Raw genomic sequence first — 20,121 nt, 5'->3', positions numbered from 1 at the left:
TTATCGTTGCGTCTCGTTTCGGTCCGCCCCGTTTCCGGTGTGTCCCGCCCGTTTGGCGCCCCGTCAGTGCATCTCTGCGCCGCCGGTGAGGGGGGTTCTACGGTTAGTGGCCGGTACCCGCAACCCCTTTTTTCGAGAAACGTCATTTTTTTTACACCTTTCTGTTTTTCCCTTTAAAAACAGCGCCTTGATTTTCGATTATTTCATCAAACACAGGATTTCTGTACAATAATTTCGTTTCTCCAAGATAAGTGGAAGGCACGCGAACGCTAGATATTGCGTTATCCACAGAGCTATCCCCAAGACACCCCGATTCATTCGGCAAATCACACCCGATCCGGGGGCTGAATCGGATGATTCACTGGTGGGTAGCGGCGAGAATCCCAAGGATTCGTCCAAATGGTCAAAAATGAATCACCGGAAAAGCGTAAAAAGATCCGCCAGGCCGGGTGGGGCGCTTTGCAAACTGCCTGATTTACAGACAGTCAGCGCTCAAGCCGCCTGATTTCCACGCCGTTTCGGGAGACGCAGCGCCAACAACGCCAGAATCACCGCCATATAGGCAAGAGGTTCAACCTCCCAGACCTTGGTCAGCATGATAAAGTGCAAGGACCCCAGCAAAACCACAAGATAGGTGAGCTTGTGCAGTTTCCGCCAGGCCGGGCCCAGTTTGCGCACGGACCAGTTGTTTGATGTCAGCGCCAGCGGAACCATCAGCAGGCAGGCTGCCATGCCGATGGTGATATAGGGCCGCTTGAGAATATCCGCCCAGATCTGACTGGCGATGCCCACATCGAGAAACAGCCAAACCGCCAGATGCAGTACGACATATATAAAGGCCAGCAGGCCAAAGGTGCGGCGGAACTTCAAAAGGTTGATCCCGAAGTACCGGCGCAGGGGCGTGATCGCCAGACCGATGATAAGCAGCTGCAAGGCAATCTCGCCAAGTTCGTGCTCAAGCGCCTTGATCGGCTCCCGGCCAAGCGCGCCTGTTTGCGCCATATACACCAAAACAGGGACCGGCAGCAGATACAGTATATAGACAGCCCAGGGCGGCACCCGGCGGGCAAAGCCATTTATGCGGTCAGTGAAGCCCATGTCTCTAATATACAGCTATACAGCAACCATGCTCTCAGAACTGCACGGTGAGGTCCATGCCCTCGTAGAGGCTCGCGACCTCCTCTTCGTAGCCATTGAACATCAGCGTGGGAATACGGGGCGAAAAGAGACCGCCACCAATGACCCGCTCGGTCGCTTGTGACCAGCGGGGGTGATCCACTTCCGGGTTCACATTGGCATAAAAGCCGTATTCGCTGGGCTGCAACTGCTGCCAGGTATTGACGGGCTCTTCATCGGTCAGCGTGATGCGGACAATGGATTTGATCGACTTGAAGCCATATTTCCACGGCACCACCAGCCGGATGGGTGCGCCGTTCTGGTTGGGCATGTCCCTGCCGTAGATGCCGGTCGCCATCAGCGTCAGCGGGTGCATTGCCTCGTCCATCCGCAGCCCTTCGACATAGGGCCAGTCGATCCAGCCGGACCGTTGACCGCGAAACTCCGAAGGCCGGTAGAGCGTTTCGAAGCGGACATACTTCGCACTGTCCTGAACACCCGCAAAATCCAGCAGGTCCGCCAGTTCAAAGCCATTCCAGGGGATGACCATCGACCACGCCTCGACACAGCGGAACCGGTAAATCCGTTCCTCGGTAGTCATTGCCTTCATGATATCTTCGAAAGCGTATTCACCCGGCCGGTCGACCATGCCGTCGATGGCCACCGTCCAGGGCGTCGTGGTCAGCTCATCGGCATAGGTTGCCGGATCACTCTTGCCGGTGCCGAACTCATAGAAGTTGTTGTACTGCGTGATGTCTTCCCAGCTGTTCGGCGTCAGCGCCTCTTCGGCGGACGCAGCACGGCCCGCTGCCGCAAGACCCAGACCGGCCGCCGCCCCGCCCATCAACTGGCGTCGGTTCAAAAACAGCGCCTCGTCGGTCACATCGCTCTCTTTCAATGTATTCTTCCAGCGGAACGCCATTGCTCACTCCAATGCTCTTTTGCGTTAGTCTGCATCTAGAGGCGCCAAGCCGTTCGTCCAAACGAAATTGGCTCACGTTTCAGCCAGATCACCATAACGTTGAACCTTGAAATACGGGGATCTGGCCTCAAAGCCCCAATATTTCAGGCAATTCGGCCATCTTGTGAAAGACGTCGTCGCAAACCGGTTGCAGGCGCGCCACCGGTGTTTCCGCCGCAAAACCAAGACAATACATCCCGGCGACCTGCCCCGCCCGCGCGCCGCTCGGGCTGTCTTCGATCACGCAGCACCGCGACGGCGGCACATCTGCGTCAGCGGCGGCCTTGAGATAGACATCCGGTGCGGGTTTCGGGTGCGGCACGTCTTCCCGGGAATAGACGCGGCCTTTGAACCGCGGCATCAATCCTGTGCGCCCGAGCGTGATCTCCATCTTGCGGTGCGGCCCGTTGGACCCTATAGCGTAGCCGATGCCAGCCGCGTCCAGCGCATCCAGCACCGCATGGATACCCCGGATCGGTTCAACGTGATCGGCCAGAACGTCAAACACCTCCTGATACACATCCTCAGCCCAGGACGGTGGCAGCCGCGCGCCCATCGCACGCGCACGTTCCGCGATACCGAATATCGTCCCGCCCAGAAAGAGACTGGCAAACTGGCTGGGGCGCAGCGTCAGCCCGTGGCGTTTCAGATTGTTGCAAAGAACCTGCGTGGTCAGCGTTTCGCTGTCGACCAGCACGCCGTCACAATCAAACAGCACCATATCGGGAGGCATCCTCATTCTGGCTGTAGTGCCTCCTGACCCTCTTGGCGTCAATCGCGATCTCAGGCCGAAGGGTCCGAAAGACCTGCGGTTCATTCACGGCATCTGACATATTTGTTATTTGAAACCAGAGAGCGGCCTGGCTTAGCGCGCCTGATGTCGGGGTCAAATCCCAACCGGCGAAAAAACCTGTGATCTGAAGTGCCACACCATACGTTTCACGATTAATGCCAAGTTCGGCAGGACATCAAGAGAACGAAACACAAGGAGATCACCAATGCTTCGCAAGACCCTTTTCGCCCTGACAGCCGCCACCGCCCTGACAGGGACGGCCCTGTTTGCCGGAAGCGCCAAGCAAGACATCGTGGACACCGCCGTCAACGCGGGAACCTTTGAGACACTGGTTGCAGCAGTAAGTGCGGCGGACCTCGTCGACACCCTGAAAAGCGAGGGTCCGTTCACTGTTTTCGCGCCAACGGATGAAGCTTTCGCGGCTCTGCCAGAGGGCACGGTTGAAGACCTGCTCCTGCCGGAAAACAAGGAGCAGCTAATCGCCGTGCTGACCTATCACGTGGTGCCGGGCAAAGTGATGTCCACCGACCTGACCGACGACATGACAGCCGCAACCGTTCAGGGCAGCGACATTACAATCGATCTCGACAATGGCGTGATGGTGAATGAAGCCACCGTCACAGCGGCAGACATCGAGACATCCAATGGTGTGATCCACGTAATTGATGCGGTGATCCTGCCCCCCCAAACCTAAGCAAAACCGCTTGCGGAATGACAAAGGCCCGGCAGATCTTTCTGCCGGGCCTCTTTCCATTCAGACCTCAGTGAACGACGGCATCGTCCGGTTTGGGTCTGTTGCTGGCGGCAATCCGGTCTCCGATAATGAGACCCTCACTGCCGGCGCTGACGGTGATCGTATCACCGTCCTTCACGTCTCCGGCCAGCAACATCTCTGCCAGAGGGTCCTGCAAGGCCCGCTGGATAACCCGTTTCAGGGGGCGCGCGCCAAAGACCGGGTCATAGCCCTCGTCCGCAAGCCACTGCCGCGCACCTTCGTCCAGATCAAGAGCAATCTTACGCCCCGCCAGCCGCTTGAGCAGCCGCGCCATCTGGATATCGACGATACCGTCCATATCGTCCCGCCCCAACCGGTCAAAAATGATGGTCTCATCCAGACGGTTCAGGAACTCGGGCCGGAAATGGGCCCGCACCGCATCCATCACATCGCGTTTGGCGTCCGAGGCATCGGACCCGTCCGGCAGTTGGCTCAGCGCCTGCGCGCCAAGGTTAGAGGTCAGGATGATAAGCGTCTGCTTGAAATCCACGGTCCGGCCCTGCCCATCCGTAAGCACCCCGTCGTCCAGCACCTGCAACAGCACGTTGAACACATCCGGATGCGCTTTTTCGACCTCGTCAAAGAGCACGACCTGATAGGGGCGCCTGCGCACGCTTTCGGTCAGCACGCCGCCTTCGTCGTAGCCGACATAGCCGGGAGGCGCCCCAATCAGCCGAGCCACCGCGTGTTTCTCCATGAATTCCGACATATCGATGCGCACCATGGCGCTGTCATCGTCAAAGAGAAATTCCGCCACCGCCTTGGTCAGCTCGGTTTTCCCCACGCCGGTCGGCCCGAGGAACAGGAAGGAGCCCAGCGGGCGGTTTTCATCATTCAGGCCCGCCCGCGCGCGGCGCACCGCATTGGACACCGCTTTGACAGCCGCGTTCTGCCCGATCACCCGGGCATGCAGTTGATCTTCCATCCGCAAGAGCTTGTCCCGCTCCCCTTCGAGCATCTTGCCCGCCGGGATACCGGTCCACCGCTCAACCACGCCGGCGATCTGATCGGGGCGCACAGCCTCCTCGACCATGACATCGCCTTCGTCGCGGCCCTCGGCGGCCTCGAGCTGCTTTTCAAGCTGCGGGATCACGCCGTAGGAAAGCTCGCCCGCCTTGCCCAGGTTGCCTTCACGCTTGGCAATCTCCAGCTCCGCCCGCGCCTGATCGAGCTGCTCTTTCAGATCACGGGCACCTGCCAGCTTGTCCCGCTCCGCCTGCCACTTAGCCGTCATCGCATCGCTGCGTTCCTGCAGTTCGGCAAGCTCCTTTTCAAGCGTTTCAAGACGATCCTTGCTGGCGCTGTCATCTTCGAGCCGCAGGGCTTCGGCTTCGATCTGCATCTGGAGGATCTGGCGGTCCACCGCATCGAGTTCTTCCGGCTTGCTGTCCACTTCCATCCGCAGACGCGACGCCGCCTCATCCACAAGGTCGATGGCCTTGTCGGGCAGGAACCGGTCCGTGATATAGCGATGGCTCAGGGTCGATGCCGCGACAAGGGCGCTGTCTGAGATGCGTACCCCGTGGTGCAGCTCGTATTTCTCCTTGATGCCGCGCAGGATGGAAATTGTATCCTCCACCGTTGGCTCCAGCACCATAACGGGCTGGAAACGCCGCGCCAGCGCCGCGTCCTTCTCAACATATTTGCGGTACTCATCGAGCGTGGTGGCCCCCACGCAATGCAATTCGCCGCGCGCCAATGCCGGTTTGATGAGGTTTGCCGCATCCATCGCGCCATCCGCTTTACCCGCGCCCACCAGCGTGTGCATTTCGTCGATAAAGAGGATGATCTCGCCCGCCGCTTCGGTCACTTCGGTCAGAACCGCCTTGAGGCGTTCTTCGAACTCACCACGGTACTTGGCCCCCGCGATCAGCGCGCCCATGTCGAGCGCCAGCAGCTTCTTGTTCCGCAGGGACTCCGGCACATCGCCATTGACGATCCGCAAGGCGAGCCCCTCGGCAATCGCGGTCTTACCAACACCGGGTTCCCCGATGAGAACCGGGTTGTTCTTGGTCCGGCGGCTGAGAACCTGCATGGCCCGGCGAATTTCCTCATCCCGCCCGATGATCGGATCGATCTTGCCCGCCTCTGCCCGCTCCGTCAGGTCCATGGCGTATTTTTTCAACGCGTCATATCCCTCCTCTGCGGTGGCGGTATCGGCGGTGCGCCCCTTGCGCACATCGTTGATCGCCGTGTTGAGCCCCTGTGCTGTGACGGAGCCCGCATCAAGGGCTGCCTTGGCCCCAGACTTCACCATGCACAGCGCCATGAGGATCCGCTCAACCGGGACAAAGCTGTCGCCCGCCTTCTTGGCCAAGGCTTCCGCCTCCGCCAGCACCTTGGTTGTGGTGGTGTCGATGTAGACCTGCGCCGCCTCGCCCGTGACCTTGGGCATTTTGCTCAAGGCAAGCTCAAGCGATTGCACGACCTGCGCAGGTTGTCCGCCCGCCGCAGAAATCAAGTTGCTGGCCAGACCCTGATCGTCGTCCATCAAAGCCTTCAGCAGATGCTCGGGGGCCAATCTCTGGTGACTGTCTCTTGTGGCGATCGTTTGCGCTGCCTGAATAAACCCGCGCGACCGCTCCGTGAACTTTGATAAGTCCATGGTTTTCTCCTTCTGGTTAAGCGCCCTATTTTACGTTGCGCCCGGCTTGGCGGCACGACAACGTCTTGGGCCTCGGGGGATATGTGGTGTGCTGTTCTGACAGCTTCAAGAGGCAATATCCATCAACCGCATGGTTTCGCATCCCAAGCCATCCAACACGTGTCGCTGATCGGGATCAGGGTCTTACTGGGAATTCGACCGCTCATTTCCCCGTCGACATCCGATGGCGCGACCCTAAATAGCCGACATGAGGATAGAACAAAAAGTTCGCTGATAAACCGTAATCCTCTGGTAAACGGTTCGCTTTATTAGGCCAATAACCGGATTGATCGCCCGGCAGGGCGGTCAATGCCGTCAGACCAGGCAAAGATCCTGTGCGGTCTGTCCTTCCCCAGGATGCAACGCCTTTTCTGCCTTTGGCAGTCTGGCAACCTCTCCGCCCGGACCCTGTACCCTGCGCGGGGTCCGGGCCCTTTCGTTGGTGGGCAGCCCTGGCGCATGGACAGCGCCGAACACAGCGCATAAAGCTATCTTCATCAGCATGGAGAATAAACGCATGGCAGATGATCGCTTTATCGTCGCGCTGGATGTCCCGAACGCGCTGGCGGGCCAGCAGCTCGTCGCGCAGATCGGTGACGCGGTGAATTTCTACAAGATTGGCCTCGGCATGCTGACAGGGGGCGGTCTGGCCTTGGCCAACGAGCTGAAACAGGAACATGGCAAACGCATTTTTCTGGACATGAAACTTTTCGACATCGCGGCGACGGTCGAAGCCGCTGTGCGTGGTTTGGCGCAATTCGATCTGGACTTTCTGACCGTGCACGGGGATCCGCACGTGGTGCGCGCCGCCAAGGAAGGGGCCGCAGGATCCGAGATGAAAATCCTTGCGGTGACGATCCTGACCTCGCTCGACCGCAGCGATCTGGATGAGTGCCTGATCCAGCAAGGAGACCTGGCTGATCTGGTACAGCACCGCGCAGACCGTGCCTTTCAGGCGGGGGCGGACGGGGTCATCGCCTCGCCGCATGAAGCGGCAGTCATCCGCGCTCTGCCTTCCGCCAAGGACCGCGTGATCGTGACGCCGGGCGTCCGACCGGTCGGGGCTGATCTGGGTGATCAAAAGCGAGTCGCAACCCCTGCAACCGCAGTTGCGGACGGTGCAGACCATATTGTCGTGGGACGCCCGGTCTGGACAGCCGTCGATCCACGACAAGCGGCACAGGACATTTTACATGAACTTCAGAGTCCGCAAGCACACACCCCAAATCGCTGAAAAAGCACTAAGAATCCGAGTTATCCACAACTTCTGCGTGCGCTGCGAATCGGGTATTTCCACCGCAACAGAGTGTGGCTAACAGACAACAGACAACACGATGTAGCTGAAATAGAGTTTTGACGCTTTGGCGAATTCCCCCATGAGTGGTAAGTTGACCCTAGGTGATACTCCCCGACGAACCGTGTCTTCCTGAGGTTCGTTACCTCCCCCCGCTTGACTTGGCGGGGGGTTTTTCCGTTAAGTAGATATCACATCTGATCAGAGACCCCGGACCTGGCAGTTTACCATTATTCATGTTCGGTGATCGCCCGTCCCGTTTCTTCTGCTAACGACCCAAACAGCCTCTATGCCAAGCCTTTGCCGCGATTGCTTTGCCGCATTTCCTGATACCAAACGCTGCCCGACATGCGGCAGCCCGTTGATTATTGCGCATCCCGAACTGAATACACTGTCGATTGCGCATATGGACTGCGATGCATTTTACGCCTCGGTCGAAAAACGCGACAATCCCACGCTCGAAGGCAAGCCCGTTATCATCGGCGGCGGCAGGCGGGGTGTTGTGTCAACCGCCTGTTACGTGGCGCGCATTCGCGGGGTCCGCTCTGCCATGCCGATGTTTCAGGCGCTCAAGCTCTGCCCCGAAGCCATCATCATCAAACCGAGGATGGAGGCCTATGTCGAAGCCTCAAGAGCCATTCGCAAGATGATGGAAGCCCTGACCCCCGACATTGAACCGCTCTCGCTGGACGAGGCCTTCATGGACCTGTCCGGCACCGCGCGGCTGCATGGGGCACCGCCGGCCGTCATGTTGGCGCGGCTGGTCAAACGCATGCGCAGTGAATTGGGGCTGACAGGTTCCATCGGGCTGTCGCACAACAAGTTTCTGGCCAAAGTCGCCTCCGATCTGGACAAACCGCATGGCTTCTCGGTGATTGGCAAAGCCGAGACCGACGCCTTTCTGCGCGACAAGCCCGTCCGTATGATCTGGGGGGTGGGAGCCGCCGCACAGGCGTCACTTGAGAACGCCGGTATCCGCACCTTTGCCGATCTGCTGCGGTGGGAGCAGACCGATCTGATCGCACGGTTCGGGTCTATGGGGGACCGGCTTTGGCATCTGGCGCGGGGTCAGGACCGGCGCCGTGTTTCGGCCCATGCGCCGATGAAGTCCATTTCGAACGAGACCACATTTCACGAGGACACCTCAGACCCCGACCTGCTGGACGGGCACCTTTGGCGCATGGCCGAGAAAGTCTCGGACCGGGCCAAGGCCAAGGGGCTGGCGGGGCGGGTTGTGACCCTGAAACTCAAACGCGCGGACCATTCCCTGCTGTCACGGCGTATCAGCCTGCGCGATGGCACGCAGATGGCCGATACCGTCTACCGCACGGCCCGCGGTCTGTTCGACCAGGTGGGCGATCAGGGACCTTATCGCCTACTGGGCTGTGGCCTGTCGGACCTGATTGCGGAGAGCGGCGCGGATCTTTCGGCGGATCTGCTCGACCCCCAGGCGCGGCAACGCACAGCAGCGGAGCGCGCCACCGATGAGATCAAGGAACGCTTCGGCACAGATGCGATTCTCAAAGGACGGTCCCTGAGATAGCGCCGCTATTCTGCGGCCAGCGGCATCCGTTCCTGGCCAATGGTGACGATATCCGCGATCGCGGCCCGCACCGCATCCCGCACCGCCTCATAATTCGCATTCGGAAGGATCCGCTTTTCGTCCATGTAGAGCGCCCGGTCGAGTTCGACCTGAACCGCATGCTGGCCGCGCGACGGGCGCCCATAGGCCTGTGCAATGTAGGCACCTGCAAAGGGCGCATTGCGCGCAACCCGAAAACCCTGTGCGGTAAAGGCGGCCTCGACCCGGTCCACGACATCGCCTGCTGCCGCTGCCCCAAACCGGTCGCCCAGCACGATGTCAGGGCGCCGCGCCCCGGCACGCACAACGCTTTCAACCGCTTCATGCGGCATGGAGTGGCAATCGATCAGCACGGTCTGGCCATGAAAACAATGGGCATCATCAAGTAGCGACTGAAGCTCGCGGTGGTAAGGGTGCCAATACCGGTCCAGCCGTTCCTGCGCTTCGAGCATCTTGATCTTGCCCCGGTAAATTGCCCGCCCATTGGCCACAACACGCGGGATCACCCCCAGACCGGACGAGACCCGCGGGTTGTGTCCTTGCCGTGGAACACCCTCGATCAGCGCCGGGTCGAGCTCGTCAGGGCTGCGATTGAGGTCCACAAAGGCGCGTGGCACAGCCGCCTTGATAAACCGCGCCCCGAACTCCGCAGAACATTCAAAAAGCTGGTCGACAAAGGCATCCTCGGAAGAGCGCACGACCTCATCACTCAGAATGGTCTTGCTCATCATCTCGAGCGGATAGGTCGATCCGCTGTGCGGCGACGCGAAAACCACGCAGGAATGATCGCGTTCAGGCAAAACGGTGTGAAAAGCGGTATGCAACATATATAATCCTTTGACCCGACCATAACGCAGAAAATACAAAAGCCAAAAGCCCTTGATCCCTGCCCCGACTCCTTTTATAGACCCCGCTACCGGCGCGTCTTTTCGCGCCCCATTTTTGTTTGGGGCTCGGGAACCTGTGTCAATATAGTGGGTGATTAGCTCAGCGGTAGAGCACTTCGTTGACATCGAAGGGGTCACTGGTTCGATCCCAGTATCGCCCACCATCTGTTTCACTGGCCCGCCTTGGCGGGCTGCCCGTAACCCGGCGCTTGCCCGCGCGCCGACTGAGAAGAAGATCAGAGGAGAACGACCATGAAGGTTCGCAATTCGCTCCGCTCGCTCAAGAATCGGCACCGCGACTGCCGTGTTGTGCGCAGAAAAGGCCGCGTTTACGTTATCAACAAAACGCAGCGCCGGTTCAAAGCCCGCCAGGGCTGAAACCATCCGTAAAGAGCTTTGAATGAGCCGCCTGTGCAGGGCGGCTTTTTCTGTTGGCACAACAGATCAGCAAAGCCTTTTTCTGACGTCAAACTCAGGTCGGGAAAAATAAGGCGCATGGTTGGTCGGCACCACCGGCCCTCTTGCGTCGTCGGAGTCGTCAACAGCGCGGTAACGGTCGGGAGAGATCAGATCATCCCGCTGATCCGGCAGCACCTCCTGCAAGGGATCACTGGCATCGAACGGCGCTTGCCGTCGCGGGAAATTGACCAGCCTCAACCGCTGGCAGATCAAACGCTCTGCCACGGTGATCTCCTTATCCCCGTCAAGGTCGACATCCGTCAGATCGATCAGATGCCCCGCTTTGGTACTGAAATCGCGCACCGCAAATGTCAAAGGTTCCGGCAGCACAAAGCGCTGTGTTTCGTCACCGGGGCCAAACGCCAAGCCCTCCCCCTGCCATGTCCGACCCGCCGCGAAATGGATCTCAAAACGCCCCGGCGGCACCAAGACCTTGAAGAAGGCGCCACCTTCAATATAGGCGGCCAGCGCTTCCGCCCCTGTTGCCGCGTCGATCAGGGTCACCCTATAGTCCAGTCCGCTTGATGTTTTGACCTGAAGGGGAAAGACCGCCGGGAGCCCCGTCCGGTTCCACATCAAGCCCGCCTTTTGGGTCGGAGAGGGTGGCGCGTCGGCGAGCCCCTGCACGGCCATGACAGCCAGAGAAAGCCAGACCAGACAGCATCTGGACCACCACAACAGAACCTGATCCCTGCCCAGCATCATCTCTCCTGCCCGTCAGCCACAACCGCAAAAGCCTTACATCGTGAACATACCATATCCCTCACACGGAGGACGTGCACATGGCAAAAATTCAATACCGCGTTACCTCGACAGGTCACGCCACGTCTGAGTATTTAACCCTTGTGCTGGCGCGTCACGGGAATAGGTGTTGAGCCTGACCTTAAAAGTGAGAAATGCTCATGACAACCGACCTTGAATACACGCCCCCGAAAGTCTGGACCTGGGACGCCGAAAGCGGCGGTAAATTCGCCAGTATCAACCGCCCCATTGCCGGGCCAACCCATGACAAAGAGCTACCCGTGGGCAAACATCCATTACAGCTTTATTCCCTGGCCACGCCAAACGGGGTCAAGGTAACGGTGCTGCTCGAAGAGTTGCTGGCGCTCGGGATCAAGAAGGCGGAATATGACGCCTGGCTCATTCAGATCGGCGAGGGCGATCAGTTTTCCAGCGGGTTTGTCGAGGTCAATCCAAACTCCAAGATCCCTGCGCTCATGGACCGGTCGGGGGACACGCCGCAGCGGGTGTTTGAATCCGGTGCGATCCTCTTCTATCTGGCCGAAAAATTCGGAAAGTTTATCCCCGAAGACACCGCCGAACGGGCCGAGATGCTGTCCTGGCTCTTTTGGCAGATGGGGTCAGCGCCTTACTTGGGCGGCGGGTTTGGCCATTTTTATGCCTATGCGCCCGAAAAATTCGAGTATCCGATCAACCGCTTTGCGATGGAGACGAAACGACAGCTCGATGTGCTCGACAGGCAATTGGCAGCGCAGCCTTATATCGCTGGCAAGACCTACTCGATCGCCGATATCGCCATCTGGTCCTGGTACGGCCAGCTTGTCCTTGGCCGACTGTACGATGCAGCAGAGTTTCTTGATGTGACGAGCTATACCCATGTCATGCGGTGGGCCAAAGAAATTGATGCGCGTCCGGCTGTGCAACGGGGGCGTATGGTCAATCGCACCTCTGGCGCGCCGGAAACGCAGCTGCACGAACGTCATGACGCCAGCGATTTCGAAGATAAAACACAGGATAAACTGACCGCAGACAACTGATCCTGTGCTTTTTTGACGTGGCCTCCCACGGCATCCCCGTGCCGGGGCTTTTTTTCCAGAGTTTTTCTGTCGGGAATTACTTGCGATTCGCTCTCAACTATGTTTCTGATAGATTTTGTCGGGAATATTCCCATCACCTAAATCGATTGGACATGAAAATGACCTCTACACGGATTATTGCTGCAACGCTGGCTGCAAGCTGCGCGTTGCCCGCCTATGCCAATGGCGAGTTGAACCTCTATTCCTCTCGCCACTATGACACAGACGAACGCTTGTACTCCGAGTTTACAGAAGCGACCGGCATCACCATCAATCGGATCGAAGGCAACGCAGACGAGCTGCTCACCCGTATGGAAGCAGAAGGCGCCAACAGCCCCGCGGACATCCTTCTGACCGTCGACACCTCCCGGTTGGAGCGCGCAAAGGAGATGGGCCTTTTGCAGAGCGTTGACAGCGATGTTCTGGAAAGCCGTCTGCCCAGCTACCTGCAGGATGCAGACAACCAGTGGTTTGGCTTTTCGCAGCGGGCGCGGATCTTTTTCTATGACAAGACAGACGTAGAAAACCCGCCGCTCGACTATGTTTCTCTGGCTGACCCGGCCTATGAAGGGCAGCTTTGCCACCGCTCTTCGTCCAATGTCTATTCCCAGACACTGCTGGCCGCGGTGATCGAGAACCATGGTGAGGAAGCCGCAAAGAACTGGGCGCAGGGCGTGGTGAACAACTTTGCACGGGCCCCACAGGGTGGTGACACAGATCAGCTGCGCGGCCTTGTATCGGGCGAGTGCGACGTGTCGATCTCGAACACATATTACTTTGCCCGCGCGCTGCGCAAAGATGTGGACGGGCTCGACAAGGAAGCGCTGGAAAACATCGGCTGGGTCTTTCCCGCACAAGGGGCGGAGGGCGCGCACATGAACCTGTCCGGCGGCGGTGTGGCGGCAAATGCCCCGAACCGCGACAATGCGGTGCTGTTCCTGGAGTACCTCGCGTCAGATCAGGCGCAGGAGTATTTCTCTGCCGGGAATGACGAATATCCGGGCGTGCCCGGTGTTGCCCTGTCGCCATCGGTCGCGGCCCTGGGCTTCTTCCAGACCGACAATGTGGACCTGTCCAAAGTTGCCAAGAACGTGCCCACGGCACAGCGCATCTTTAACGAGGTTGGTTGGGATTAACTCCCCCAACACCAAAAAGAGGTGGCCCAATGCAACCTCTTGTTCCCCGCCGCGTCAGCCCTTGCTGGCGCGGCTTTTTTGCACGGGATCCTTGTCCAGGCAACAGGCGCGCTACCTATGCCGCCCGCGCCCGACCTGTCGGCAGATCAGGATCACCGGCAGAAGCCCGATCGCCACAATCACAAGACTGGGGACCGCGGCACCTTCGAGCCGCTCGTCACTGGCCAGCCGGTAGGCCTGCACCGCCAGCGTGTCGTAGTTGAAGGGCCGCATGATCAGCGTCGCGGGCAGTTCCTTCATCACATCGACAAAGACAATCAGCAAAGCGGTCAGCAGGCTGGGGGCGAGGATCGGCAGATGCACCCGCCGCAACGTGCCGCCCGGCGTTTCGCCAAGCGAGCGGGCGGCGGCATCCATATTGGCGGGCACCATCGCCTGCCCGCCCTCGTAGGTGCCCAGGGCCGCCGCCAGGAAACGCACCATATAGGCTGCCACCAACAGCCAGATCGACCCGGTGACCAGCAGCCCGGTGGAGACATCGAATGTGCTGCGCATAAAACTGTCGAGCGCATTGTCGAAGGCGGCAAAGGGCACCATGAGCCCGACCGCGATCACGCCGCCCGGCACCGCATATCCCAACCGTGCCACATAAGCCGCCCCGTTGGCGCGCCGCCCGGGCAGCAAGCGCTGGTAGAACCCGATGATGACCGCCACCGCGACCGTGACCAGCGCCGCAACCGAGGCCAGCGTCAGCGAATTCTGAATGAACCCCAGATAGCGCGGGCTGAGCAGGTTCTGCTCTGACCCCAGTCCCATGTTCACCAGAATAAGGGCTGGCAACACTGCCCCCAGCAGAACGGGGATACCGCAGAGGATCATCGCAAGGATGGATTGACCCTTGCTCAGGTGCGCAGGCTCCATCGCTTGCTGACGCCGGGACGGGTCATGGTATAGGGCCCGCCCGCGCTGAGCACGCTCCAGCATGGCCAGCAGCAGGGCAAAACTCAGCAGGCAAAGGGCAAGCTGGGCCGCACCCGCGCGATCCGCGAGCGAAAACCAACTGGTGTAGATGCCGGTCGCAAAGGTCTGCACACTGAAATAGGCTACGGTGCCAAAATCGGCAATCGTTTCCATCACCGCGAGCAGGACGCCCCCGGCAATGGCTGGCCGGGCAAGTGGCAGGCTGATCCGGAAAAACGCGGACCAGGCGCTAGCCCCGAGGGCACGTGCGGCCAGAAAGGTTGTCGCACTTTGTTGCAGGAAAGCGGCCCGCGCCAGCAGATACACATAAGGGTAGAGCACCAGGACCAGCATCGTGGCGGCCCCGCCAAGGCTTCGGATTTCCGGGAACCAGTAGTCCCGCGGCCCCCATCCGGTGATATCACGCAGCACGCTTTGCACGATCCCGGGATGGTCCAGCACGTGGGTATAGGCATAGGCCAGCACATAGGCCGGGAACGCCAGCGGGAGCACCAGGGCAATTTCGAAAAACCGCACCCCCGGAAAGCGGGTCATCGTGACAAGCCATGCGGCCCCGACCCCGACCGCAAAGGTGCCGACCGAGACCATGAGCACCAGCAAAAGGGTTGTCATCGTGTAGCGTCCGAGGACTGTTTCGGCCAGATGGGTGATGGTATCCGTCCCGCCTGTCAGCGCCGCCACCGCCACCGCCACCATCGGCAACGCGCAGACCGCAGCCGCAACAAGCGCTGTCCTTGCCACCCAGGTCGCGCCCGATTTTCGGGACAAGCCTTTGCGCTTTTTGTCTGCAAGGGGAAGGGCGGAATCTGTCATGGCTCTTTTTTGACTCATTTAGTCAGAATTACCAGCCCCCGGACCTTTTGGCCCTTTCGGCGGCCCGCTGTCGCAGCCAATCACGGCTGGTGTGCTGACGTCTTTTGTGACGACCATGAAAGTGCTGCTGTCACCCGTCGTAGGCGCGTTGATCCTCGATCACGAGCCCGTCTTTGGGCAGGCTGCCCGGCGTGACGACCTCGATCGCGGCTCTGAGTTTGAGCGTATCAACAACGGTTCCGGCGTAATCTTCCGCATTACCGCCACAGCTTTCCACCCGGACAGTCATTATATCCTGTTCCCCCTTGCGGGAGATGACGACGCGGGCTTTCACCACTTCGGCATGATGCGCCACAAAGGAGGCGACCTGTTCGGGCCGCACAAACATGCCCTTAACCTTGGCCGTCTGGTCCGCACGGCCCATCCACCCCTTGATGCGCAAATTCGTCCGGCCACAGGGGCTTTGCCCCGGCAGGACCGCGCTGAGATCTCCGGTGGCAAATCGGACGAGCGGGTAGTCGGGGTTCAGCGTTGTCACGATCACCTCGCCGACCTCGCCTGTGGGAACGGGCCTGCCTGTGCCGGGGGTCACGATTTCGACCACGACATGTTCGTCGATGATCAACCCTTCCATCGCGGGAGATTCGTAGGCGATGTTACCAAGATCGGCCGTGGCATAGCACTGAAGACAGGTCACACCACGCTCGGCGTATTCATCACGCAGAGAGGGAAACAGCGCACCGCCCCCAACGGCCGCCTTGACGATCCCCAAGGCGATACCCATGTCCTCGGCCTTGTCGAGGATAACCTTGAGATAGTCGGGGGTGCCCGCATAGGCCGTGGTGCCGACGTCCCGTGCTGCGGTGACCTGCAACTCTGTCTGGCCGGTACCTGCCGGCAGGATTGCGGCCCCCACGGCCCGCGCACCGCTTTCAAAGATCGCCCCCGCCGGTGTGAGGTGATAACCAAAGCAGTTCTGTACGATATCGCCCTTGCCGATCCCCACTGCATGGAGGAACCGGCCCATCCGGAACCAGTCATGGTCGGTGCTGGAAGGCTCATAGATCGGTCCGGGGGATTGAAAGATATGACTGAATTCGGAGGTCTTTTTGGTGGTGAACCCACCGAATGGCATATCGGAGGCCTGTGCCCGGCCCAGATCGGATTTCCGCAGGATCGGCAAATCCGCCAGCTTCTGAGCATCCGTGATATCCTGGGGCGAGACATCATTGAGCGCGCCGCCGTAGCCCGAGAGTTTTTTTGCTCGCTCAATCTGCCTGGGCAGGGCTTCGGCCAATGCCTCCGCACGTGCCGCGTTATCGCGTGTTTCCAACTCATCGAAATGAACCGACTGAACCATCATGGGCCTCTTGAAATAAGCCGCGTCAACCAGCCTGAACGAAGCAAACTGCGGCGCTTTAAAAAATATTCTTCATTGTGCCACATCTTGAGTAAAGCCCCAATAGTGACGATTAACTGAGCCAGCGCTTGCGCCGGCGATAGCTGCGAACGTCCCGAAAGGACTTCCGCCCCTGTTCGGACATGCCCAGATAAAACTCCTTCACATCCGGATTTTCCCGCAGTTCCGCGGCAGGCCCGTCCATCACAACCCGACCGGATTCCAGAATATAGCCATAGTGGGCAAACCGCAGGGCCACATTGGTGTTCTGCTCGGCCAGCAGAAAGGTCACGCCCTCATTCTCATTTACGGATTTCACGATGTCGAAAATCTGCTCCACCAGCTGCGGAGCCAGCCCCATGGAGGGTTCATCCAGCAGGATCGTCTCGGGGCGCGACATCAGCGCGCGACCAATGGCTGTCATTTGCTGCTCCCCGCCCGAGGTATAGCCCGCCTGCGATTTACGCCGGTCCTTCAGACGGGGAAAGTAGGCATAGACCATCTCCAGATCCTGCTGGATCGCGGCCTTGCCATCGCGACGTGTATAGGCCCCGGTCAGCAGATTCTCTTCGACCGTGAGATGTTCGAAACAGTGCCGCCCCTCCATCACCTGCACCACACCGCTTTTTACGATGTCTGCCGGGTCCTGATGCTGGATCACCTCGCCATGATATTTGATGGACCCCTTTGTCACCTCACCCCGCTCGCTGGCCAGCAGCCCCGAGATCGCCTTGAGCGTGGTGGTCTTGCCCGCCCCGTTGCCGCCCAAGAGGGCAGTAATCCCGCCCTTTGGCACGTTGAGGCTCACGCCTTTCAACACGAGGATCACGTGGTTGTAGATCACTTCGATATTGTTGATCTCCAGCACCGTTTCAGCGGTGTCGAGCTCTGTCTGCGCGGCGTCCAGCATATGGTAGTGCCCTTTGTCAGTTACGCATGCCCCGGCGATCGCAACCGCCGGGGCAAGGCGATTCAGTTGCAGCCCGGTGTGATATTGTTTTCCGAGGCAAAAGCCGCCGCGTCCTCGGCAATCAGCGGGCCGATCACGTCCTGGTCCGACTGTTCATAGTCAGAGATCAGACGCCACTGGTCGTCGGTTGCGCTCCACTGGGCCATCGCAACGAAGCCACCGCCACCGTGATTTTCACAGGAGACCTCGAAGGTCGGCCCGAAATTGGGCAGCCCAAGCTCGGTCATCCGCTCTTCGGTGATCGACAGCGCCTCCATGCCATCGCGCATCATTTCGGAGGTGATCTCATCCACACCATGGATTTCCTGCGCCGTCCGGGCCGCTTCAGCCGCCAGCATCGCGGCATAGAGGCCCCGGTTGTAAAGCACCGTACCGATCTGATCCCCGGCTCCGGCGGCTTTGCCTGCATCCACGACATAGGTCTGAATGTCCTCAAAGACCGGGAAGTCGTCGCCGACATTATGGAAGGCCAGCGCCTTGTAGCCATCTGCCGCAGCACCCGCAGGCCGTACGTCGTTTTCAGACCCGGACCACCAGATCCCAATGAAGTTTTCCATCGGGAAACGGATGTTGGCGGCTTCCTGAATGGCAACCTGGTTCATCACACCCCAGCCATACATGATGACATTGTCAGGCCGCTCGCGGCGGATTTGCAGCCACTGCGATTTCTGTTCCTGGCCCGGATGGTCAACGGCCAGCAGCATCAGCTCAAACCCATGCTTTTCCGACAGCTCTTCGAGGGTGCGGATCGGCTCCTTGCCGTAGGCGGAGTTGTGATAGACGAGGGCGATCTTCTTGCCCTCCAGCGAGCCGTCGTTGACCTGCAGCAGATGCTTGATGGCATAGGACGCGCCGTCCCAGTAGTTGGCCGGGTAGTTAAAGATGTTGCGGAAAACCGTGCCGTCCTTGGCCGAGGTCCGCCCGTAGCCCATGGAATGCACGGGAATGCCATCCGCCGTCGCCTTGGGGATCAGCTGATACGTGATGCCCGTGGACAAGGGCTGGTACACCAGCGCGCCGTCGCCCTTGGTGCTCTCATAGCATTCCACGCCTTTTTCGGTGTTGTAGCCTGTTTCACACTCCGGCACGCGCACAGGCACACCGCCGATGCCGCCATCGCGCTCGTTCAGCAGCGTGAAGTAATCCGCATAGCCATCCGCAAAGGGAATGCCATTTGCCGCATAAGGCCCTGTCCGGTAGCTCAACGACGGAAACACAAGATCCGCCATGACCGGGCTTGCCGCCATTGTGGCCGCGACGGCCCAGGTTCCTAGTCTATACTTCATCGGTAGTACCTCCCTTGGTTTTTATCCGGTGCACCGGTTGCCCGGCATGATGGGCAGGTTTTTCCCTGCCTTTGTCTGATGGCGTCCACTCTAATGCGGGAATGGCCAAAGTCTTAGTTTTTCCTTCGCCACGCGCCACAACTGCGCCAGCCCATGCGGTTCGGCGATCAGAAAGATCACGATCAGGCCGCCCACGACCACAAGGTTCAGATGCGCCACGATATCCGTGGGCCAGCCAAAGAGATCGACGCCGATCACCTTGAGCAACACCGGCAGGAGCACAAGGAATGCCGCCCCTGCAAAGGAGCCAAAGATCGACCCCAGCCCGCCGATGATGATCATGAAGAGCACGAGAAATGATTTGGTGATGCCAAAGACCTCACCTACTTCGACGGCGCCAAGGTACACCGCAAAGAAAAGCGCCCCCGAGATGCCGACAAAGAAGGAGCTGACAGCAAAGGCGGTCAGCTTGGCCTTGAGCGGGTTCACCCCGATGATCTCGGCCGCGATGTCCATATCCCGGATCGCCATCCACTGCCGCCCGATGGACCCGCGCGTCAGATTGCGGGCGATGATGGCGCTGGCTATCGTAAAGAACAGACAAAAGAGGTAGGTGGCCCAGGCTTCGGTGTTGGGTCCGGTGATCAGAACACCCAAAACCTCGCGCTCGGGCGCGTTGATCTGGCCGGACGCGGAGTAGTTGTAGAACCACGACACCCGGTTGAAGAGCCACACGAGAAAGAACTGTGCCGCCAGCGTCGCCACCGCAAGGTAGAACCCCTTGATCCGCAAACTCGGCAGGCCAAAAATGACACCCACCCCGGCGGTAATGAGGCCCGCCAGCAGAACATGGAAAATCATGCTGACATCCGGAAAGGCCGTCATCAGCTTGTAGCAGGCATAGGCCCCCACGGCCATGAACCCGCCCGTGCCAAGGCTCACCTGACCGCAGTACCCCACCAGGATATTCAGTCCAATCGCCGCGATGGCATAGATCAGAAACGGCATAAAGATCGAATTGACCCAGTAATCGTTGATCACAAATGGGATGACAAAAATCGCGATGAACAGCACCGCGTAATACCGCCAACGGTCGAATTTGATCGGAAAGGTCTGGCTGTCTTCGGGGTATGTGGTGCTGAAATCACCGGCCTCACGATAAAGCACGGGCGGCCTCCTCCGGGCGGGGCCCGTTAACTAACTCACAA

At 59.4% G+C, this 20,121-nt stretch carries 17 protein-coding genes and 1 tRNA gene; 7 read left to right on the top strand and 11 right to left on the bottom strand.

Annotation, left to right across the window (positions count from 1 at the left end; all coding sequences use genetic code 11):
* Positions 1-492 precede the first annotated feature (492 nt).
* The 3 genes from msrQ to H7847_RS13710 form a co-directional block, all read right to left on the bottom strand.
* A complete protein-coding gene (gene msrQ, locus H7847_RS13720; protein WP_227270043.1) occupies positions 493-1,098 on the bottom strand; it encodes a protein-methionine-sulfoxide reductase heme-binding subunit MsrQ in 606 nt (201 codons plus the stop codon).
* 34 nt (positions 1,099-1,132) lie between these two features.
* A complete protein-coding gene (gene msrP / locus H7847_RS13715) occupies positions 1,133-2,038 on the bottom strand; it encodes a protein-methionine-sulfoxide reductase catalytic subunit MsrP (protein WP_227270042.1) in 906 nt (301 codons plus the stop codon).
* A gap of 127 nt (positions 2,039-2,165) precedes the next feature.
* On the bottom strand, positions 2,166-2,816 hold the full coding sequence (locus H7847_RS13710) for an HAD family hydrolase (RefSeq protein ID WP_227270041.1): 651 nt from the start codon (positions 2,814-2,816) through the stop codon (positions 2,166-2,168).
* A 259-nt stretch (positions 2,817-3,075) separates the two neighbouring features.
* Here H7847_RS13710 and H7847_RS13705 point away from each other — a divergent pair, with 259 nt between their 5' ends.
* Positions 3,076-3,564: a fasciclin domain-containing protein gene (locus tag H7847_RS13705; protein ID WP_227270040.1), complete on the top strand. Its 489-nt coding sequence runs from the start codon at positions 3,076-3,078 to the stop codon at positions 3,562-3,564.
* Between the two features lie 67 nt (positions 3,565-3,631).
* On the opposite strand, the gene clpB is transcribed toward H7847_RS13705, so the two are convergent.
* Entirely contained in the window at positions 3,632-6,250 is a 2,619-nt protein-coding gene (gene clpB, locus H7847_RS13700) for an ATP-dependent chaperone ClpB (RefSeq protein WP_227270039.1), read from the bottom strand.
* Between the two features lie 556 nt (positions 6,251-6,806).
* Here clpB and pyrF point away from each other — a divergent pair.
* Both pyrF and H7847_RS13690 read left to right on the top strand, forming a co-directional pair.
* Entirely contained in the window at positions 6,807-7,523 is a 717-nt protein-coding gene (pyrF, locus tag H7847_RS13695) for an orotidine-5'-phosphate decarboxylase (RefSeq protein WP_227270038.1), read from the top strand.
* 349 nt (positions 7,524-7,872) lie between these two features.
* Entirely contained in the window at positions 7,873-9,126 is a 1,254-nt protein-coding gene (locus H7847_RS13690; RefSeq protein ID WP_227270037.1) for a DNA polymerase IV, read from the top strand.
* Between the two features lie 5 nt (positions 9,127-9,131).
* Here the strand turns inward: H7847_RS13690 and H7847_RS13685 are convergent, their stop codons facing one another.
* Positions 9,132-9,992: an N-formylglutamate amidohydrolase gene (locus H7847_RS13685; protein WP_227270036.1), complete on the bottom strand. Its 861-nt coding sequence runs from the start codon at positions 9,990-9,992 to the stop codon at positions 9,132-9,134.
* Between the two features lie 149 nt (positions 9,993-10,141).
* Between H7847_RS13685 and H7847_RS13680 the strand changes: the two genes are divergently transcribed.
* Together H7847_RS13680 and ykgO are read left to right on the top strand one after the other, a co-directional pair.
* Positions 10,142-10,216, top strand: a tRNA-Val gene (locus H7847_RS13680).
* A gap of 88 nt (positions 10,217-10,304) precedes the next feature.
* Positions 10,305-10,430, top strand: coding sequence for a type B 50S ribosomal protein L36 (ykgO, locus tag H7847_RS13675; RefSeq protein ID WP_005850168.1), 126 nt, complete (start codon positions 10,305-10,307; stop codon positions 10,428-10,430).
* A 66-nt stretch (positions 10,431-10,496) separates the two neighbouring features.
* On the opposite strand, the gene H7847_RS13670 is transcribed toward ykgO, so the two are convergent.
* Complete coding sequence (locus H7847_RS13670; protein ID WP_227270035.1) at positions 10,497-11,216, bottom strand: hypothetical protein; 720 nt, start codon at positions 11,214-11,216, stop codon at positions 10,497-10,499.
* 197 nt (positions 11,217-11,413) lie between these two features.
* Here H7847_RS13670 and yghU point away from each other — a divergent pair, with 197 nt between their 5' ends.
* Positions 11,414-12,289 (top strand): glutathione-dependent disulfide-bond oxidoreductase, encoded by an 876-nt coding sequence (gene yghU / locus H7847_RS13665; protein ID WP_227270034.1) that lies wholly within the window; start codon positions 11,414-11,416, stop codon positions 12,287-12,289.
* Between the two features lie 152 nt (positions 12,290-12,441).
* Positions 12,442-13,464, top strand: a complete 1,023-nt coding sequence (locus H7847_RS13660; protein WP_227270033.1) for an extracellular solute-binding protein — start codon at positions 12,442-12,444, stop codon at positions 13,462-13,464.
* A 111-nt stretch (positions 13,465-13,575) separates the two neighbouring features.
* On the opposite strand, the gene H7847_RS13655 is transcribed toward H7847_RS13660, so the two are convergent.
* From H7847_RS13655 to H7847_RS13635, 5 genes are all read right to left on the bottom strand, one after another.
* Positions 13,576-15,258, bottom strand: coding sequence for an ABC transporter permease (locus tag H7847_RS13655; RefSeq protein ID WP_227270032.1), 1,683 nt, complete (start codon positions 15,256-15,258; stop codon positions 13,576-13,578).
* A gap of 130 nt (positions 15,259-15,388) precedes the next feature.
* Positions 15,389-16,618, bottom strand: coding sequence for a phenylacetate--CoA ligase family protein (locus H7847_RS13650; protein WP_227270031.1), 1,230 nt, complete (start codon positions 16,616-16,618; stop codon positions 15,389-15,391).
* 112 nt (positions 16,619-16,730) lie between these two features.
* On the bottom strand, positions 16,731-17,567 hold the full coding sequence (locus H7847_RS13645) for an ABC transporter ATP-binding protein (protein ID WP_227270030.1): 837 nt from the start codon (positions 17,565-17,567) through the stop codon (positions 16,731-16,733).
* A 62-nt stretch (positions 17,568-17,629) separates the two neighbouring features.
* Positions 17,630-18,913: an ABC transporter substrate-binding protein gene (locus tag H7847_RS13640; protein WP_227270029.1), complete on the bottom strand. Its 1,284-nt coding sequence runs from the start codon at positions 18,911-18,913 to the stop codon at positions 17,630-17,632.
* A gap of 90 nt (positions 18,914-19,003) precedes the next feature.
* Complete coding sequence (locus H7847_RS13635) at positions 19,004-20,080, bottom strand: branched-chain amino acid ABC transporter permease (protein ID WP_227270028.1); 1,077 nt, start codon at positions 20,078-20,080, stop codon at positions 19,004-19,006.
* Between the last annotated feature and the right edge of the window lie 41 nt (positions 20,081-20,121).

The organism is Roseobacter weihaiensis, assembly GCF_020622345.1.
GTDB lineage: Bacteria > Pseudomonadota > Alphaproteobacteria > Rhodobacterales > Rhodobacteraceae > Roseobacter > Roseobacter weihaiensis.
This window is presented reverse-complemented; position numbering and strand designations above follow the sequence as displayed.

What these genes read in the sequence shown, in the direction of transcription:
- msrQ (WP_227270043.1), bottom strand. Translation starts at nt 1,098, where the DNA reads ATGGGCTTCACTGACCGCATAAATGGCTTTGCCCGCCGGGTGCCGCCC.
- msrP (WP_227270042.1), bottom strand. Translation starts at nt 2,038, where the DNA reads ATGGCGTTCCGCTGGAAGAATACATTGAAAGAGAGCGATGTGACCGAC.
- H7847_RS13710 (WP_227270041.1), bottom strand. Translation starts at nt 2,816, where the DNA reads ATGAGGATGCCTCCCGATATGGTGCTGTTTGATTGTGACGGCGTGCTG.
- H7847_RS13705 (WP_227270040.1), top strand. Translation starts at nt 3,076, where the DNA reads ATGCTTCGCAAGACCCTTTTCGCCCTGACAGCCGCCACCGCCCTGACA.
- clpB (WP_227270039.1), bottom strand. Translation starts at nt 6,250, where the DNA reads ATGGACTTATCAAAGTTCACGGAGCGGTCGCGCGGGTTTATTCAGGCA.
- pyrF (WP_227270038.1), top strand. Translation starts at nt 6,807, where the DNA reads ATGGCAGATGATCGCTTTATCGTCGCGCTGGATGTCCCGAACGCGCTG.
- H7847_RS13690 (WP_227270037.1), top strand. Translation starts at nt 7,873, where the DNA reads ATGCCAAGCCTTTGCCGCGATTGCTTTGCCGCATTTCCTGATACCAAA.
- H7847_RS13685 (WP_227270036.1), bottom strand. Translation starts at nt 9,992, where the DNA reads ATGTTGCATACCGCTTTTCACACCGTTTTGCCTGAACGCGATCATTCC.
- ykgO (WP_005850168.1), top strand. Translation starts at nt 10,305, where the DNA reads ATGAAGGTTCGCAATTCGCTCCGCTCGCTCAAGAATCGGCACCGCGAC.
- H7847_RS13670 (WP_227270035.1), bottom strand. Translation starts at nt 11,216, where the DNA reads ATGATGCTGGGCAGGGATCAGGTTCTGTTGTGGTGGTCCAGATGCTGT.
- yghU (WP_227270034.1), top strand. Translation starts at nt 11,414, where the DNA reads ATGACAACCGACCTTGAATACACGCCCCCGAAAGTCTGGACCTGGGAC.
- H7847_RS13660 (WP_227270033.1), top strand. Translation starts at nt 12,442, where the DNA reads ATGAAAATGACCTCTACACGGATTATTGCTGCAACGCTGGCTGCAAGC.
- H7847_RS13655 (WP_227270032.1), bottom strand. Translation starts at nt 15,258, where the DNA reads ATGACAGATTCCGCCCTTCCCCTTGCAGACAAAAAGCGCAAAGGCTTG.
- H7847_RS13650 (WP_227270031.1), bottom strand. Translation starts at nt 16,618, where the DNA reads ATGGTTCAGTCGGTTCATTTCGATGAGTTGGAAACACGCGATAACGCG.
- H7847_RS13645 (WP_227270030.1), bottom strand. Translation starts at nt 17,567, where the DNA reads ATGCTGGACGCCGCGCAGACAGAGCTCGACACCGCTGAAACGGTGCTG.
- H7847_RS13640 (WP_227270029.1), bottom strand. Translation starts at nt 18,913, where the DNA reads ATGAAGTATAGACTAGGAACCTGGGCCGTCGCGGCCACAATGGCGGCA.